Here is a 16010-nt window from a genome sequence, read left to right as displayed (position 1 = left end):
CTTGAACAGCTTCCCGCCCGAGATCGTGCTGGAGGCCGTGGCGAACGGCCTCCTCACCGGTGCCGTCTACGGGCTGGTGGCGCTGGGGCTGACGCTTGTCTACGGCGTGCTGCACATCATCAACTTCGCGCATGGCGCGTTGCTGACGCTGGCGATGTACGCCGCCTGGGTGGCCTGGGCCGCCTTCGGGCTGGATCCCTATGTGGCGATCATCCCGCTGGTGCCGATCTTCTTCGCCGCCGGCTATGCCGTGCAGCGCCTGGTGATCGGCCCGGCCAGCCGCGGCGACGACCAGAACATCCTGCTGGTCACGCTGGGGCTTTCCATCGTGCTGGAGAACGCGATGCTCGCGATCTTCCGGTCCGACACGCTGTCGGTGCAGGTGGACTACGCGATGGAGGTGGTGGAGGCGCCGCTGTTCTTCAGCGCGCCCATGCTGCTGTCCTTCCCCCGGCTGGTCGGCTTCGGCGTCGCCTTCCTGGTGGCCGGCGTGCTGTTCGTGCTGCTGACCATGACCGATACCGGCCGCGCCATCCGTGCCGTGGCGAAGGAACGCACCGGCGCGGCGCTGTCCGGCATCGATGTCGCGCATATCTACGCCGTGACCTTCGGCATCGGCACCGCCTGCCTGGCCGTCGCGGCCTGCCTGCTGCTGCCCTCCTTCTACGTCAACCCGCGCGTCGGCAACGCCTTCGTGCTGGTGGCCTTCACCATCGTCGTCATGGGCGGCATGGGCAGCGTGCCGGGGGCGCTGCTGGGCGGGCTGGTGATCGGGGTGGTGGAGAGCCTGTCGGGGCTCTATCTCGGCGACAGCCTGGGCCAGCTCGGCATCTTCGTGATCTTCATCCTGGTGCTGCTGTTCCGGCCCACCGGCCTGTTCGGGGCGCGGGCATGACGCTGCGCGATGCCTGGCCGGTCCTGGCCTTCGGGCTGGTGGCGGCGCTGCTGCCGGCCTTCGTCACCGCCGGCACGCTGCTGAACTTCGCCATCTTCACGCTGATCCTGTGCCTGGCGGCGCAGGGGTGGAACATCCTCGGCGGCTATGGCGGGCAATACTCCTTCGGCCATGCGGCCTTCTTCGGCACCGGCGCCTATTGCGCCGGCATCCTGCAGGTGCGCTACGGGGTGAACCCCTATGTCACCTTCCTGGCCGGCATCGCCCTGGCCGCGGCGGTGGGCGCGGTGATCGGCTTCCTGTCCTTCCGCTCCGGCCTGCGCGGCAGCTATTTCGCCCTGGTGACGCTGGCCTTCGCCGAGGTTTTCCGGGTGCTGGCCAACGCCGTGCCCTTCACCGGCGGTGCCGCGGGGCTGCTGATTCCGCTCGACGCCCGGCCGGTGAATTTCCAGTTCGGCGAGCGCGGCAGCTTCTACCTCATCGTCCTTGCGCTGGTGGTGCTGGCGCTGCTGCTGACCCGCGCGCTGGAACGCTCGCGTCTCGGCGCGCAGCTGGTCGCGGTGCGGGAGAACGAGGAGGCGGCGCGGGCGCTGGGCGTCGATGCGCTGCGCGTGAAGCTGGCGGCCATCACGCTTTCCGCCGGCATCACCGGGGCGGCGGGCGGGCTGTATGCGCAGTACTTCCTGTATGTCGACAGCACCATCGCCTACGGCACCTGGATCAGCGTGGAGGCGCTGCTGGCGCCCATCATCGGCGGCGCCGGCACGGTGTTCGGCCCGGTGGTCGGTGCCATCGTGCTGCACAGCCTGGCGGAGGCGACGCGCAGCCTGGTCGGACGCATCCCCGGCATCGACCTGGTGATCTACGGCATCGTGCTCATCCTGGTGGTGCGCTTCCCGCCGCGCCGGCTGCCGGCGCTGATCCGCGCGCGGTGGCGGCGATGAGCACGATGCTGCAGGTGCAGGGCGTCTCCATGCGCTTCGGCGGGCTGCTCGCCGTGGCGGATGCGAGCTTCGAGGTGGCGGAAGGCAGCATCACCGGGCTGATCGGGCCGAACGGCGCGGGCAAGACCACGCTGTTCGCCATCGTCTCCGGCTTCCAGAAGCCCAGCAGCGGCCAGGTGCTGTGGCGGGGGGAGGATATCACCGGCCGCAAGCCGCATCTGCTGGCGCGCCAGGGCCTGTCCCGCACCTTCCAGATCGTGCAGCCCTTTGCGGGATTGTCGGTGCGGGAGAACATCGCGGTCGGCGCCTTCCTGCGCCACAAGCGCCGTGCGGAGGCGATCGCGGTGGCGGAGCGGGTGGCCGAGCAGGTCGGGCTGACGGCGGAGCTGGACAAGCCCGCCGCGGCCCTCACCGTCTCCGGCCGCAAGCGCGTGGAACTGGGCAAGGCCCTGGCCACCGGCCCGCGCCTGCTGCTGCTGGACGAGGTGCTGGCCGGGCTCAATCCCTCGGAGGTGCGCGACATCGTCCCCGTGGTGCGCGGCATCCGCGATTCCGGCGTGACGGTGCTGATGATCGAGCATGTGATGCAGGCGGTGATGAACCTGTGCGACCGGGTGCATGTGCTGGCGCAGGGCCGCATCATCGCGAACGGCACCCCGGCGCAGGTGGTGGCGAACCCGGCGGTGGTGGAGGCCTATCTGGGCCACGGCGCCGCCACAAGGCTGGCGGGGCGCGCCGATGCTTGAGGTGCGCGACCTGGTCGCCGGCTACGGCCTGACGCGGGTGCTGGAAGGCGTCAGCCTGGAGGTCGGCGCCGGCGAGGTGGTCGCCGTGCTGGGCTCCAACGGCGCCGGCAAGACCACGCTGAACATGGTCATCAGCGGCCTGGTCGCGGCGCGTGGCGGGGAGGTGCGCTTCGCCGGCGACCGAATCACCGGCCTGGCGCCGGCGCAGGTGATGGCGCGCGGGCTGATCCAGGTGCCGGAAGGTCGCAAGATTTTTCCCAATTTGAACGTGCGCGAGAACCTTGAGTTGGGCTCGTACCGCCGGGCGAAAGCCAACCGCGCGCGCAATCTCGAAAAGGTCTTCGCCACCTTCCCGCGGTTGCGCGAACGCGTGGCGCAGCCTGCCGGCACGCTCTCGGGCGGGGAACAGCAGATGCTGGCAATCGGCCGCGGCATGATGGCGGAACCGCTGCTGCTGATCCTGGACGAGCCCTCGCTCGGCCTGTCGCCGCTGCTGGTGGAGGAGATGTTCGCGCTGATCCGCCGCCTGCACGCGGACGGCCTGGCCATCATGCTGGTGGAGCAGAACGTCGCGCAGTCGCTGGATATCGCGGGCCGCGCCTATGTGCTGGAACATGGCCGCTTCGCGCTGGCCGGCCGCGCCGCGGAGGTGCGGGAGAATCCGGAACTGAAGCGCGCCTATCTGGGCCTTTAGGGGCCATGGGTCTGTAGGGAAGGAATCAGGATTATGGCCATCGTGACGCCGGGCGTGGCGCCCGCTTCCGCGTTGCTCGCCACGCCGCCCTCGCCGTGGCTCGGCGAATGGTGCGCCTTCGCCGCCCGCACCCGCTTCAGCGACCTGCCGGCGGAGGTGGCGCAGCGCACGCGGCTGGCGCTGCTGGACTGCATCGGTGCCATCGCCGCCGGCGCGCAGGAAGGCGAGGCGCATGCGCTGGCGGCGCGGATGATCTGGCGCGAGGGCGGCGGCGAATCGCCTGTCATCGGCTATGTCGGCGGCGCCCGCCCCGGCACCGCCGCCTTCCTCAACGGCACCGCCGGCACGATGCTGGAGTTGGACGAGGGCAACCAGTATGCGCGCGGCCACCCCGCCATCCACGTGGTGCCGGCACTGCTGGCCGCGCCGCGCGGCGATGGCGCGGCGCTGCTGACGGCGCTGGCGCTGGGCTACGAGATGGGATCGCGCGTCGGCATCGCCAGCAAGCTGAACGTGGCGATGCATCCGCACGGCACCTGGGGCACGCTGGGGGCGTCCGTCGGCGTCGCCAAGCTGCATGGCGCGACCGCGGGGGAGTTCCGCAGCGCCATCAACATGGCCGCCTCGCTCGGCCTCGCCACCTCGCGCAACAACATGCTGGAAGGCGGCACGGTGCGGAACACCTATGCCGGCGTCTCCAACATGCTGGGGCTGACGGTGTGGGACCTGGTGCGCGCCGGCTTCGCGGCGGAACGCGACGGCGTCGCCACCATCTTCGGCCAGGTCTCCGCCAGCGACTTCCAGCCGGAGGAGATGGTGAAGGATCTCGGCACGCGGTGGGAGGTGGCGCGCAACTACTTCAAGCGCCACGCCGCCTGCCGCTACACCCATGGCGCGCTGGACGCGCTGGCGCAGATCCTGGCGAAGACCGGCCCGCTGCAGCCCGGCCAGGTGCAGGGCATCGCGGTGCAGACCTATGTCTGGGCGGCGCAGCTGGACAGCCCGGCGGCGCCCAACATGCTGGCGGCGAAGTTCAGCATCCCCTTCGCCCTGGCCACCTTCATCGCCCATGGCGCCGCCACCGTGCCGGCCTTCCGCGGCCCGGCGCGGGAGGATCCGGCGATCCAGGCGCTGGCCGCCCGCGTGACGGTGGATGAGGAGGCGGCGATGACGGCGCAGCTTCCCGGCCTGCGCCCGGCGCGCGTGACGCTGACGCTGGCCGATGGCAGCGCGCATGTCGCGGAAGTCACGACCAATCGCGGCGACACCGAAGATCCCTTCACCGAGGCCGAAGTGCGCGCAAAATTCCAGGAGCTGACCATCCCCGTCTATGGCCGCGACCGTGCCGCGGCGATCGAGGAGGCGGTGATGGGCCTCGGCCCGCATGACGAGGCGACGGCGCTGGTGGATCTGCTGAAGCCATGAGCGTCGATGCCGTCACGCTGGCCGTGCTGAAGGGCCGGCTGGAACAGATCGCCGACGAGATGGACGCGACGCTGTACCGCAGTGCCTTCAACCCGATCATCGCCGAGGCCCGCGACGCCTGCCACGGCCTGTACCAGGCTGAGACCGGCGCCACGCTGGTGCAGGGCACCAAGGGTCTGCCCATCTTCGTCGGCGCCATGTCCTTCGCCGTGCAGGCCGTCATCAAGCGGGTGCAGGCGGGCGCCGGGCTGGAGCCGGGCGACACCTTCATCTTCAACGACCCCTATGAGGGCGGCACCCACCTCAACGATTTTCGCCTCGTCCGCCCGGTGTTCCGTGGCGGAAAGCTGTTCTGCTGGCTGGCGAGCGTCGGCCACTGGCTCGACATCGGCGGCAACGTGCCCGGCAACTACAATCCGCGCGCGACGGAAAGCCACCAGGAAGGCGTGCGCTTTCCACCCGTGAAACTGTTTCGCGCCGGCGTGATGCAGCAGGATATCCTGGACATCCTCGCGGCCAATTCGCGCGTGCCCCAATCCAACTGGGGCGATCTGAACGGCCAGCTCAATGCGCTGGACCTGGGGGAGCGCCGTCTGCTGGAACTGCTGGACGATACCGGCGATGCGGTGGTCGATGCCGCCTTCGCCGCGCTGGCGGACCGCGCCGCCGCGCTGATGCAGGCGGAGATCGAGGCGCTGCCGGACGGGCACTACGCCTTCGAGGATTACCTCGACAATGACGGCGTGGTGGATGAGCGGCTGACCATCGCGCTGGACATGACGGTGCAGGGCGGGCGGATGACGCTCGACTTCTCCCGCAGTTCGGCGGCATGCCTCGGCCCGATCAACATCAGCTACGCGACCAGCGTCGCCGCCTGCTACGTGGCGCTGAAGCACGCCTTCCCGGATGTGCCGGCGAATGCGGGGGTGCTGCGGCCGATCGACTTCGTGATCCCGGACACCTCGCTGCTCGCGGTCGGCCCGCCGCGGCCGGTGGCGGGCTATACGGAAACCATCCTGCGGCTGATCGGCGTGATCTTCGGGGCGCTGGGCAAGGCCGTGCCGGAGCGCGCCACGGCGGCGCCCTTCGGCACCATCAACGCGCTGTCACTGTCCGGTCAGAAGCAGGACGGCACGCGCTGGGTCATGTTCTCCTTCTTCGGCGGCGGGCTTGGCGGCAATCCGGAAAGCGATGGGCTGCACCACGCCAACAACCCGATCTCCACCGCCACCATCCCGCCGGCGGAGATCCTGGAAGCCGCCTATCCGGTGATGTTCACGCAATGGGCGCTGCGGCCGGATTCCGGCGGCGCCGGCCTGCATCGCGGCGGCGTCGGCGCGGTGTATGAGATCGAGGCGCTGTCGCCCGGCACCACGGAAGTGGCGCTGCTGGGCGAGCGCGGCCGCTACGCGCCCTTCGGCGTCTCGGGCGGCGGGCAGGGCGCACTGAACCGCTTCGCCTGGCAGGATGGGCAGGGCTGGCAGACGCCGCCGATGGCCAGCAAGATCGTCGGCGTGAAGCTGCAGCGCGGCCAGAGGCTGCGGCTGGAAAGCCCGGGCGGCGGCGGCTGGGGCGATGCGAAGCAGCGGCCGAGGGAGGCCGTGGCGCGCGACGTCAGGCTGGGCTTCGTGACGCCGGCTGCGGCAAAGCGCGATTACGGATACGAAGCATGAGCGGCGATACCAAGGGCGGCCCCATCGTGGGTGTCGATGTCGGCGGCACCTTCACCGACCTGTTCCTGTTCGATCCCGCGCAGGGGACCTTCCGCGTCGCCAAGGTGCCGTCCAACCGCGGTGACGAGGCCGTGGGTTTCATGGCCGGGCTGCGCAAGCTGGGCGGTCCGGCGGGGTTCGAGGCGATCGTCCACGGCACCACCGTCGGCACCAATGCGCTGCTGGAACGCAAGGGCGCGAAGCTCGGCGTCATCACCACCGCCGGCTTCCGCGATGTGCTGGAGATGCGGCGCCGCGACCGGCGCAACACCTGGGGCCTGTGGGGCGAATTCCTGCCCGTGACGGACCGCGACCTGCGCGTGGAGGTGGCGGAGCGCGTGCTGGCGGACGGCACCATCCACACCCAGATGCATGCGGCGGAAGTGCAGGCGGCGGCGCGCGAATTGCTGGCACGCGGCGCGGAAGCCTGCGCCATCGTCTTCATCAATGCCTATGCGAATGGTCGCAACGAGGCCGCGGCGGCGCTGGCGGTGCGCGCCATCTGGCCGAACCCGCATGTCTCCGTCTCCGCCGAAATCCTGCCGGAGATCCGGGAGTTCGAGCGCGCCTCCACCACCGCGCTGAATGCCTATCTGCAGCCGGTCGTCGCCAGCTATCTCGGCAAGCTGGAACGCGCGCTGGGCGAGGATGGCTTCAGCGGGCGCTTCCACATCGTGCAGTCGAATGGCGGCATCATGTCCACCGCGACCGCGCGCGGCGTGCCGGTACGCACGGCGCTGTCCGGCCCGGCGGCGGGCGTGATCGCGGCGGCCGCGATCGCCAGGGCGGCGGGGTTCGAGAACGCCATCACCTGCGACCTCGGCGGTACCTCCTTCGACGTCTCGCTGGTCAGCCGCGGGCGGATGGAGCTGGCGGCCCAGGCCACCATCGATTTCGGCCTGGTGATCCGCAGCCCGATGATCGAGATCACCACCATCGGCGCCGGCGGCGGTTCCATCGCGCAGGTCGATCGTGGCGGTCTGCTGCAGGTGGGGCCGGAATCCGCGGGTAGCCGCCCCGGGCCGGTCTGCTATGGCCAGGGCAATACGCGGCCGACGCTGACGGATGCGAATGTGGTGCTCGGCCGCATCAATGCGGACAAGCCGATCGGCGGCGCGCTGGCGCGGCTGGACGTGGAGGGCGCGAAGGCCGCCATCGCGGAGCATGTCGGCAACCCGCTCGGCCTCGATGCCATGCAGGCGGCGGAGGCCATTGTCCGGGTTGCCAATGCGAAGATGGCGGGTGCCATCAGGCTCGTCTCGATCGAGCGCGGACATGACCCGCAGAAATTCGTGGCGCTGCCCTTCGGCGGTGGTGGCGCGCTGCATGTCGGTGCGCTGATCAAGGAGGTCGGCCTGCGCGCCGCGCTGGTGCCGCGCTTCCCGGGTGTGACCAGCGCGCTGGGCTGCGTCATCGCCGATGTGCGGCACGACCAGGTGCGCACGCTGAACCTGAACCTGGCCGGCATCGATGCCGCGGCGCTGGATGCGCGGATGGTGGAGGAAGCCACCGCCGCCCGCGCCGTGGTGGATGGCGCCGGCCTGCCGGTGACGCGCACGGAGATCCGCTTCGAACTCGACATGCATTATGCCGGCCAGACCCACACGGTGGGCGTGCCGCTGCCGGTGCATGTGATCGAGGGCACCACCGGCATCTCGGAAGCCATCATCCGCACCGCCTTCGAGGCCGCCTATCAGACCGCCTTCAGCCGGCTGCTGCCGGGCCTGCCGATGCGCATCGTTTCCCTGCGCACCGCGGCCATCGGCGTGCGGCCGGATTTCGACCTGTCGGCGCTGGCGCCGCCGGCCGATGCCACGGTGGAAGGGGCGGCGCGCGGCGTGCGCCAGGTGTGGTTCGACGGCGCCTGGCACACGGCCCAGGTCTGGTCGCGGCTGGACCTGCCGGTGGCTGCGCGGGTGCACGGCCCGGCCATCCTGGAACAGCCGGATGCGACGGTGGTGGTGGACCCGGACCTCGTCGCCCGTGTCGATGCCTACGGCAACCTCATCATCGAGCGGGAGTGACGCCATGCTGTCCGACACCGCGCTGCTGCTGTGCGACCTGCAGAACGACTTCATCCATCCCGATGGCGCCTATGGCCGCGCCGGGCAGGGGGCGGCGGAGATCGCCGCGATTCCCGCCCGGCTGAAGCCGCTGGCGGACCGGGTGCGGGAGCGGGGCGGCTGGATCGCTTCCACCCACTTCACCCTGTTCACCGGCAAGGGCGGCGAGCCTTTCATCGACCCGCATCTGCGGCACCTGCGGCCCTTCCTGAAGAAGGGTGATTTCGTGCAGGGCAGCTGGGGCCATGCGGTGGTGGAGGAGCTCGCGCCCTCGGACCTGCCGGTGGAGAAGGTGGGCTATGACGCCTTCTACCAGACCCGCCTGGAATGGATTCTCCGAAAAGCCGGCATCAGGAAACTGCTGGTGGCGGGAATCGTCACCAATGGCGGCGTGGCGTCGACCGTGCGCGGCGCACATGTGCGGGAGTTCGAGGTGACGGTGCTGGAGGATGCCTGCGCCGCCTTTTCCCGCACCGTGCACGAAACCGCCATCGAGGCGCTGCGCCCCGTCGCGAAGATCAGCACCGTCGCCGCCGAGCTGGCGAAGCTGCCATGAGCATCAGCCGTGAGCAGGACCCGGTCTTCGAGGCGGAGGTGCCGGTCGCCATCATCGGCGCCGGTGCCGCCGGGCTGGTCGCGGCGCTGGCCTGCCGCGCCGAGGGGGTGGAGCCGCTGGTGCTGGAGCGCGATGCGGTGCCGCGCGGCAGCACCTCGCTCTCCGCCGGGCTGATCCCGGCCGCCGGCACGCGGTTCCAGCGCGCCCATGGCATCGCGGATGACGCCGAGACCTTCGCCGCCGACATCCAGCGCAAGGCGCATGGCGAGGCCGAGCCCGGCACGGTGGCCACCGTGGCGCGGGAGGCGGCGCCGACGCTGGAATGGCTGGCCGATGTGCATGGCCTCGATTTCAGCGTGGTGCATGATTTCGACTATCCCGGCCACAGCCACCGCCGCATGCACGGCCTGCCAAGCCGCAGCGGCGCGGAGCTGGTGGACCGGCTGCGCGCCGCGGCGGAGGCCGCCGGGGTGCCGCTGCTGACCGAAGCGCGCGTCACCACGCTGGTGATGGACCAGCACGGCGCGATCCGCGGCCTGGTGGCAGAGCGGCCGGATGGCACGCGGGAGCGTATCGGTGCGCGCGCCATCGTGCTCGCCTGCTGCGGCTATGCCGGCAACAAGGCGCTGGTCGCGCGCTACATTCCGGAGCTGGCCGAGGCGGTCTATTTCGGCCATCCGGGCAATGAGGGCGAGGCGCTGGCCTGGGGCGAGGCGCTGGGCGCCGCATTGCGCGACATGACGGGCCACCAGGGCCACGGCTCCATCGCGCATCCGCAGGGCATCCTGGTCTCCTGGGCCGTCATCATGGAAGGCGGCTTCCAGCTCAACGCCGCCGGCGAGCGCTTCTGGAACGAGGCCAGCGGCTATTCCGAGGCCGGCCGCGCCGTGATGGGCCAGCCCGGCCATATCGCCTGGGACATCTTTGACCAGCGCATCGCCGGCATCACGCGGCAATTCGAGGATTTCCGGCAGGCAGAGGCGCAGGGTGCGGTGCTGGTGGCGGACAGCGTGGAGGAGCTGGCGCGGATCACGAAGCTGCCGCTGGAATCCGCCATGGCGTCCGTTGCCGCGCTGAAGCAGGCCGGCGTGACCGACGGCTTCGGTCGCAGCTGGGCCGGTGTCGCCCCGCTGGCGCCGCCCTACTGCGCCGTGCGCGTCACCGCCGCCCTGTTCCACAGCCAGGGCGGGATGGTGGTCGATGATCGCGCCCGGGTGCGGCTTGCCGAAGGCGGGGTCATCCCGAATCTCTTCGCCGCCGGCGGTGCGGCCTGTGGCGTATCCGGGCCGGACGCTTCGGGTTATCTGTCGGGCAATGGGTTGCTCAGCGCGGTGACGCTCGGCCGGATCGCCGGCGAGCAGGCCGCTTCGCTCGGGCGCGGATAAGGGAACGGACAGGCATGGACGCGATCGGCACGCAGACCGGCGAAGACCAGTTCGGCATCGGCCAGCCGGTGCGGCGGAAGGAGGATGTGCGGCTGCTGACCGGCCGCGGCACCTATACCGACGACATCGACCTGGCCGGCCAGGCGCATCTGGTCATCCTGCGCAGCCCGCATGCCCATGCGCGCATCCTGTCCATCGACACCAGCGCGGCCAGCGCCGCGCCCGGCGTGCTGCTGGTGCTGACCGGCCACGACGCGGCGGCGGATGGGCTCGGCCTGTTCCCGGTGATGGTGGAGGTGCCGCCGATGGCCGGCACGCCGCCGCTGTTCGCCCCGCCACGCGCCATCCTGCAGACGGAAGCCGTGCGCTTCGTCGGCGACCCCGTGGTGGCCATCATCGCGGAGACCCGCGCCCAGGCGGCGGATGCGGCGGAGTTGGTCGCGATCGACTACGAGATGCTGCCGGCGGTGACCGACACCGCCCGCGCGCTGGATGCGGCGGCGCCGGTGATCTGGCCGGAGCGCGGCAGCAACCTCTGCGTCACCTGGTCCAACGGCCGGGAAGCGGAGACGGACGCCGCCTTCGCCCGCGCCGCGAAGGTGGCGAAGGTGGAGCTGGTGCAGAACCGCCTGGTCGGCAACCCGATGGAACCCCGCGTCGCCGTCGGCGCCTTCGAAACCGAGCGCGACCGCTACGAGCTGTACAGCCCGAGCCAGGGCGTGATCCGCGTGCGGGAATCGCTGGCGAGGTTCATCTTCAAGGTGCCGATGGAGAAGCTGCGCGTCGTCTCCCGCGATGTCGGCGGCGGCTTCGGCCTGCGCGGCAAGAATTTTCCCGAATCCGCCATGGTGCTGTGGGCGGCGAAGAAGCTGGGGCGGCCGGTGAAGTGGCGCGCCGACCGCACGGAGACCTTCCTGTCCGACCCGCATGGCCGCGACCATGTGACCCGGGCGGAAATGGCCTTCGACGCGCAGGGCAAGGCGCTGGGCATGCGCACGAAGACCATGGCGGCGATGGGCGCCTACCTGTTCGATTTCGGCCCGCGCATCCCCACCGTCGCCGGCGCGCGCATCGCCGGCACGGTCTATGACCTGCAGGCGGTGAACCTGCAGGTGCAATGCGTCTTCACCAACACCCATTCCACCGATGCCTATCGCGGCGCCGGGCGGCCGGAGATCGCCTATACGGTGGAGCGCCTGCTGGATGTGGGCGCCGCGCTGTTCGGGCTGGAGAAGGACGAGATCCGCCGCCGCAACTACATCCGCCCGGACCAGATGCCCTACGTCAACTGCGTGGGCAACGAGCTGGACAGCGGCGATTTCGCCGGCACGCAGCAGATGGCGCTCGACCTCGCGGACTGGACCGGCTTCGCGGCGCGTCGCGCGGCCTCGGAGGCCAAGGGGAAGAAGCGCGGCCGCGGCATCGGCTATTTCATCGAGGCATCCGGCGGCCAGCCGCAGGAATGGGCGCGGCTGAACATGGGGGCGGACGGCAAGGTGCGGCTGCATGTCGGCACCTTCAGCCACGGCCAGGGGCATGAGACCGCCTTCGCCCAGATCGTCCATGCCCGCCTCGGCATTCCCTTCGAGGATATCGAGCTGGTGCAGGGCGACACGGACACGGTGGAGCAGGGCTTCGGCACCGGCGGGTCGCGATCCTCCCAGATGGGCGGCGTGGCGACCTCGCGTGCCTCGGAAGCCGTGCTGGCCAAGGCGAAGCGCATCGCGGCGCATCTGCTGGAGGCGGGCGTCGCGGATATCGAGTTCCATGCCGGCCGCTTCAGCGTGGCGGGAACCGACCTCGCCGTGACCTGGCAGCAGGTGGCGTCCGCGGCGCAGGATCCGGCGAAGCTGCCGGAAGGCGATGAGCCGGGGCTCGATGAACGCGTGCTCTACAAGCGCAGCACGGAATGCAACTTCCCCAATGGCTGCCATGTGGCGGAGGTGGAGATCGACCCGGAGACCGGGCTGCTGACGGTGGACCGCTACGCCGCGGTGGATGATGTGGGCAATGTCATCAACCCGATGCTGGTGCATGGCCAGTCGCATGGCGGCATCGCCCAGGGGCTGGGCCAGGCGGTGCTGGAACATGCGCTGTACGACAACGATTCCGGCCAGTTCCTGACCGCGACCTTCCAGGACTATGCCATGCCGCGCGCGGCGGACCTGCCGGACCTGGCCATCGGCTTCAACATCGTGCCCACGCCGATCAACGAGCTGGGCGTGAAGGGGGCCGGGGAGGGGGGCGCCTGCGGCGCACCGCCGGCCATCGTCTCGGCGGCCTGCGATGCGCTGGGGGTGGCGCATATCGACATGCCGCTGACGCCGGAACGCGTCTGGCGCGCGCTGGCGGGCTGATGCCCGGCGCCTGAAGTGCCGAAGCACTTCAGGCCTCAGCCGCCGGCGGGTTCCGGGCGCAGCAGCAGGGCCTGGCGGCGCACCAGCCACACCGCGCGCTCGAACTGCGCGGTGGTCGCGAACAGCAGGCTGCGCGCCGCCATCGGCAGGTCCGGCTCCTGCTGCGCCAGGCGGCGGCGCAGGCGGTTCATCATCTCGCCGCGATCATCCGTCAGCCGGCGCAGCATGGTCGCATCCTCGGCGTCGCCGCCGGCCGCCAGCTCCGCCAATTGACCGAGCAGCAGGTGCAGCGCCTCGGCCAGCGCCTGCAGCGGGGCGCGCAGCGCCGGCGCATCGGCGATGCAGGCTTCCAGGCTGGTGGCGAATTCCCCCAGCGTCTCGCGCAGCGCCGCCAGCCCGCCATTGGCGGCCTCCAGCGCCACGGCGCGGTCCAGCTGCGCCCGATCGCCGCCGCGGGCCAGCACCTCCGCCAGGAAGGATTGCACCGCCGCCTCCAGCGCCGCACCGGCCTCCAGCAACTCCTTCCGCCGGCTTCCCGCCAGTTCCGGCTCCGCCCGCAGCGCATCGACCAGGGCGGGCAGCCGCTCCGCCAGGCGCTGCTGCTCCAGCGCCACCAGGTCCAGCGCCGTCGGCGGGTGGTCCAGCGCGCGTTCGTACAGGTATTGCGGCCGCGCCGCGGTTTCCGCCGGGCTGTCCGGCGAAAGCTGCGCCAGCAGGCGCTCCAGCGGCGCGGCGGGGGCCAGTCCGGGCAAGGCGGTAGCCAGTTGCAGCAGCAGGAACAACAGCCCGATCCGGTGCTGCGCATCCGCCGCCAGCATTTCGGTCAGGCTCAGCACCAGCCCGGCGCCGGCCAGATGCTCCACCACGAAAAGCAGCAGGAACAGCAGCACGCCGGCCGCCTTCACCAGGGCCTGGAACAGCGCCAGCCGCCGCGCGCTGCCGGTGAGGCTGGCCGAGAGCATCAGCACGGCGCCGCCCGAGCCGAGCGAGGCGCCGTAGACCGCCAGCGCCGTCTGCTCCAGCGTCATCAGCCCGCTGCCATGCAGCGTCAGCGCCAGGATGGCGACGGTGGAGGAGGATTGCGTCAGCAGCGTCACCCCCGCCGCGGCCAGGAAGGGCAGCGCCAGCCCGGCCAGGCCGGTCAGCTGGCCCAGGGCGGCCAGGTCGCGCAGCGGCAGCGCGGTGGTCTTCATCAGATCCAGGCCCAGGAACATCAGCCCGAGCCCGAGCAGCGCGCCGAGTGCCGGCTTGAGCCGGCCGTCGCGGTCGAGGTCCAGCGCGCTGGTCAGCCCGACCAGCCCCACCAGCCACAGCACCGCCAGGCGGATATCCACGGTGGCCAGCAGCACCAGCCCCGCCGTCCCGGGATTGGCGAAGGCGACGATCGGCAGGGCCCGGTGCAGCGACAGGACCCGCGCCTGTACCATGGCGGTGACGATGAAGGTCACGGCGTTGCTGCTCTGCGTCAGGCCGCCGAGCAGCAGCCCGGTGGCGGCGCTGGCCAGCTTGCCGCGCGTTGCCCGCGCCACGACGCTGCGCATCCGCGGCCCCGCCAGGGCCTGGAGATTGGCGGAAAGTCCCTTGATCCCGAGGAGGAACAGGCCAATCCCGCCGAGCAGGGCGCCGATCACCTCCATGCCGGATGCCGTGATGCTGTCATGCTTTGGTCACAAACTCAGGAAAATCAATCTGTTGCCTCAATCTGGCCGAACCAGCCTTCCGGGTCCAGTTTGCGCTGGCCGGCGGCAGGGTGGGGGGACGCGACAAGCGCGCGCCGCACGGCTAGGCTTGCGCCACTCGGCTAGAAAGAGAGCACGGACGTGCCGCCAGCGCTTGCCCTGACCATTCCGCCCGAAACGGACGAGGTGACGCGCCTGTTGGACGCGCTGGAGGGCTTTGCCGAGGCGGCATCCCTGTCGCCCAAGGCCGCGCACCGGCTTGCCGTGGTGGTGGAGGAACTCGCCGCCAATGTCGCCATGCATGGCAGCACCGGGCCGGGGGCCGCCACCTTCGTCGCCGTGACCGTGCGGCAGGAGGGCGAGGAGGTGATCGCCACCGTGGAGGATGACGGCCGCCCCTTCGACCCCCTGGCCAAGGCGGCGCCGGATACCGAGGCGGCGCTGGAGGACCGCGATGTCGGCGGACTCGGCGTGCATTTCGTGCAGCAGATGACCAAGTCGCTGCGCTACAGCCGGGAGGATGGCCGCAACCGGCTGGTCGCCGTGCTGGACGCGGCCGGCTGATCCGGTGGCGGCGGCCAGCCGAGGGGGCATGACGGAGGCCGCCGCGGACGCCGTGGCCCCCGATTCCGCCCCGCGCGGTGGCATCCCGCCCGCCCTGCCGGCGCTGGGCGCGGTGCAGGACCGGCTGGCGGGGCTGGCCGGCTTCGCCGCCTCCGACGTGTTGCGCAACCGCCTGCTGCGCGCCGCCCCGCTGCTGGCCCGCCTGCCCCTGGACCGGCCGGGCATCGAGCATCCGGACTGGGCGGCGCTGCTGGATGCGGTGACGGTGCAGGAGACGCGGATGTTCCGCGCCGCCAGCCAGATCGAGGCATTCCGCCACGAGGTGCTGCCGCAGCTTGCCAGCGGCCCGGCGCCGCTGCGCCTGGTCTCGGCCGGCTGCGCCACGGGGGAGGAGGCCTGGACGCTCGCGATCCTCGCCGCCGGCACCGGCAGCGACTGGCGGGTGGAGGGGCTCGACCTCTGCCGCCCGGCGCTGGAAGCCGCGTCGGCCGCCCGCTACCGGCTGGGCCCGCCCGATGCGCTGCGCGAGATGCCGGTGGCCGACCGCGCCTGGCTCGACATCGCGGAGGGGTGGTTCGAGCCGGTGGCGGCGCTGCGCCCGAACACGGTCTTCCGCCGCGCCAACCTGCTGGATCCGGTGCTGCCGGACGCCGCGGCGGATGCGATCCTGTGCCGCAACGTGCTGATCTACATGACGGAGGACGGAAGGCAGACGGTGCTGCGCCGGCTGGTGGCGGCGCTGCGGCCGGGCGGGGCGCTGCTGCTCGGCGCCACGGATTCGCCGCCGCGCGACATCGGCCTGCGCCCCTGGTCGCGCGACCTCGTCGGCATCTGGCGGCGGGAGGGCGCGGCATGACGACGCCCCCCGCTCCTGCCGAGCCGGCGGCCGATACCGCGCGGGCGCTGCGGGCCGGCGGGCGGCTCCACGCCCTGCCGGCGGGCGCGGTGAAGGTGGCGCCGTCGCGGCCCGTGGCGGCATCACACAGCACC

General features: G+C 71.3%; 13 protein-coding genes. 12 read left to right on the top strand and 1 reads right to left on the bottom strand.

All coding sequences use genetic code 11. From position 1 onward, the window contains the following. Window position 1: 1 nt before the first annotated feature. Genes HEQ75_RS07590 through HEQ75_RS07545 form a run of 10 tightly spaced genes read left to right on the top strand, consistent with a single transcriptional unit; the run spans window position 2 to window position 12777 of the window. On the top strand, window positions 2–895 hold the full coding sequence (locus HEQ75_RS07590; RefSeq protein WP_209318403.1) for a branched-chain amino acid ABC transporter permease: 894 nt from the start codon (window positions 2–4) through the stop codon (window positions 893–895). Then, window positions 892–1839, top strand: coding sequence for a branched-chain amino acid ABC transporter permease (locus tag HEQ75_RS07585; RefSeq protein WP_168028890.1), 948 nt, complete (start codon window positions 892–894; stop codon window positions 1837–1839). The genes HEQ75_RS07590 and HEQ75_RS07585 overlap by 4 nt, the downstream gene beginning before the upstream one ends. Continuing rightward, on the top strand, window positions 1836–2585 hold the full coding sequence (locus HEQ75_RS07580) for an ABC transporter ATP-binding protein (RefSeq protein WP_235961381.1): 750 nt from the start codon (window positions 1836–1838) through the stop codon (window positions 2583–2585). The genes HEQ75_RS07585 and HEQ75_RS07580 overlap by 4 nt, the downstream gene beginning before the upstream one ends. Beyond that, on the top strand, window positions 2578–3279 hold the full coding sequence (locus HEQ75_RS07575) for an ABC transporter ATP-binding protein (protein WP_168028888.1): 702 nt from the start codon (window positions 2578–2580) through the stop codon (window positions 3277–3279). The genes HEQ75_RS07580 and HEQ75_RS07575 overlap by 8 nt, the downstream gene beginning before the upstream one ends. Before the next feature lie 33 nt (window positions 3280–3312). Further along, window positions 3313–4704 carry an MmgE/PrpD family protein gene (locus tag HEQ75_RS07570; protein WP_168028886.1) on the top strand — a complete coding sequence of 464 codons (1392 nt, stop codon included), beginning with the start codon at window positions 3313–3315 and terminating at the stop codon, window positions 4702–4704. Then, window positions 4701–6377, top strand: coding sequence for a hydantoinase B/oxoprolinase family protein (locus HEQ75_RS07565; RefSeq protein WP_168028884.1), 1677 nt, complete (start codon window positions 4701–4703; stop codon window positions 6375–6377). Before HEQ75_RS07570 ends, HEQ75_RS07565 begins: the two co-directional genes overlap by 4 nt. Further along, window positions 6374–8440 carry a hydantoinase/oxoprolinase family protein gene (locus HEQ75_RS07560; protein WP_168028882.1) on the top strand — a complete coding sequence of 689 codons (2067 nt, stop codon included), beginning with the start codon at window positions 6374–6376 and terminating at the stop codon, window positions 8438–8440. Before HEQ75_RS07565 ends, HEQ75_RS07560 begins: the two co-directional genes overlap by 4 nt. A gap of 4 nt (window positions 8441–8444) precedes the next feature. Beyond that, complete coding sequence (locus tag HEQ75_RS07555) at window positions 8445–9035, top strand: cysteine hydrolase (RefSeq protein ID WP_168028880.1); 591 nt, start codon at window positions 8445–8447, stop codon at window positions 9033–9035. After that, window positions 9032–10420, top strand: coding sequence for an FAD-dependent oxidoreductase (locus HEQ75_RS07550; protein ID WP_168028878.1), 1389 nt, complete (start codon window positions 9032–9034; stop codon window positions 10418–10420). Before HEQ75_RS07555 ends, HEQ75_RS07550 begins: the two co-directional genes overlap by 4 nt. A gap of 14 nt (window positions 10421–10434) precedes the next feature. After that, a complete protein-coding gene (locus HEQ75_RS07545) occupies window positions 10435–12777 on the top strand; it encodes a xanthine dehydrogenase family protein molybdopterin-binding subunit (protein WP_168028876.1) in 2343 nt (780 codons plus the stop codon). A 35-nt stretch (window positions 12778–12812) separates the two neighbouring features. On the opposite strand, the gene HEQ75_RS28735 is transcribed toward HEQ75_RS07545, so the two are convergent. Beyond that, the gene (locus HEQ75_RS28735; RefSeq protein ID WP_168028874.1) at window positions 12813–14414 is read right to left on the bottom strand and encodes a Na/Pi symporter; all 1602 of its coding nucleotides are present in this window, start codon (window positions 14412–14414) and stop codon (window positions 12813–12815) included. Between the two features lie 183 nt (window positions 14415–14597). On the opposite strand from HEQ75_RS28735, the gene HEQ75_RS07535 reads away from it, so the two are divergent. Both HEQ75_RS07535 and HEQ75_RS07530 read left to right on the top strand, forming a co-directional pair. Further along, complete coding sequence (locus HEQ75_RS07535; RefSeq protein ID WP_168028872.1) at window positions 14598–15020, top strand: ATP-binding protein; 423 nt, start codon at window positions 14598–14600, stop codon at window positions 15018–15020. 28 nt (window positions 15021–15048) lie between these two features. Beyond that, window positions 15049–15876: a CheR family methyltransferase gene (locus HEQ75_RS07530; protein WP_168028870.1), complete on the top strand. Its 828-nt coding sequence runs from the start codon at window positions 15049–15051 to the stop codon at window positions 15874–15876. Window positions 15877–16010: the final 134 nt, after the last annotated feature.

This window comes from Falsiroseomonas selenitidurans (assembly GCF_012103215.1).
Taxonomy (GTDB): Bacteria; Pseudomonadota; Alphaproteobacteria; order Acetobacterales; family Acetobacteraceae; genus Falsiroseomonas; species Falsiroseomonas selenitidurans.
Note: the sequence above shows the minus strand (reverse complement) of the source record. Positions and strands in the feature narration are given on the sequence as shown.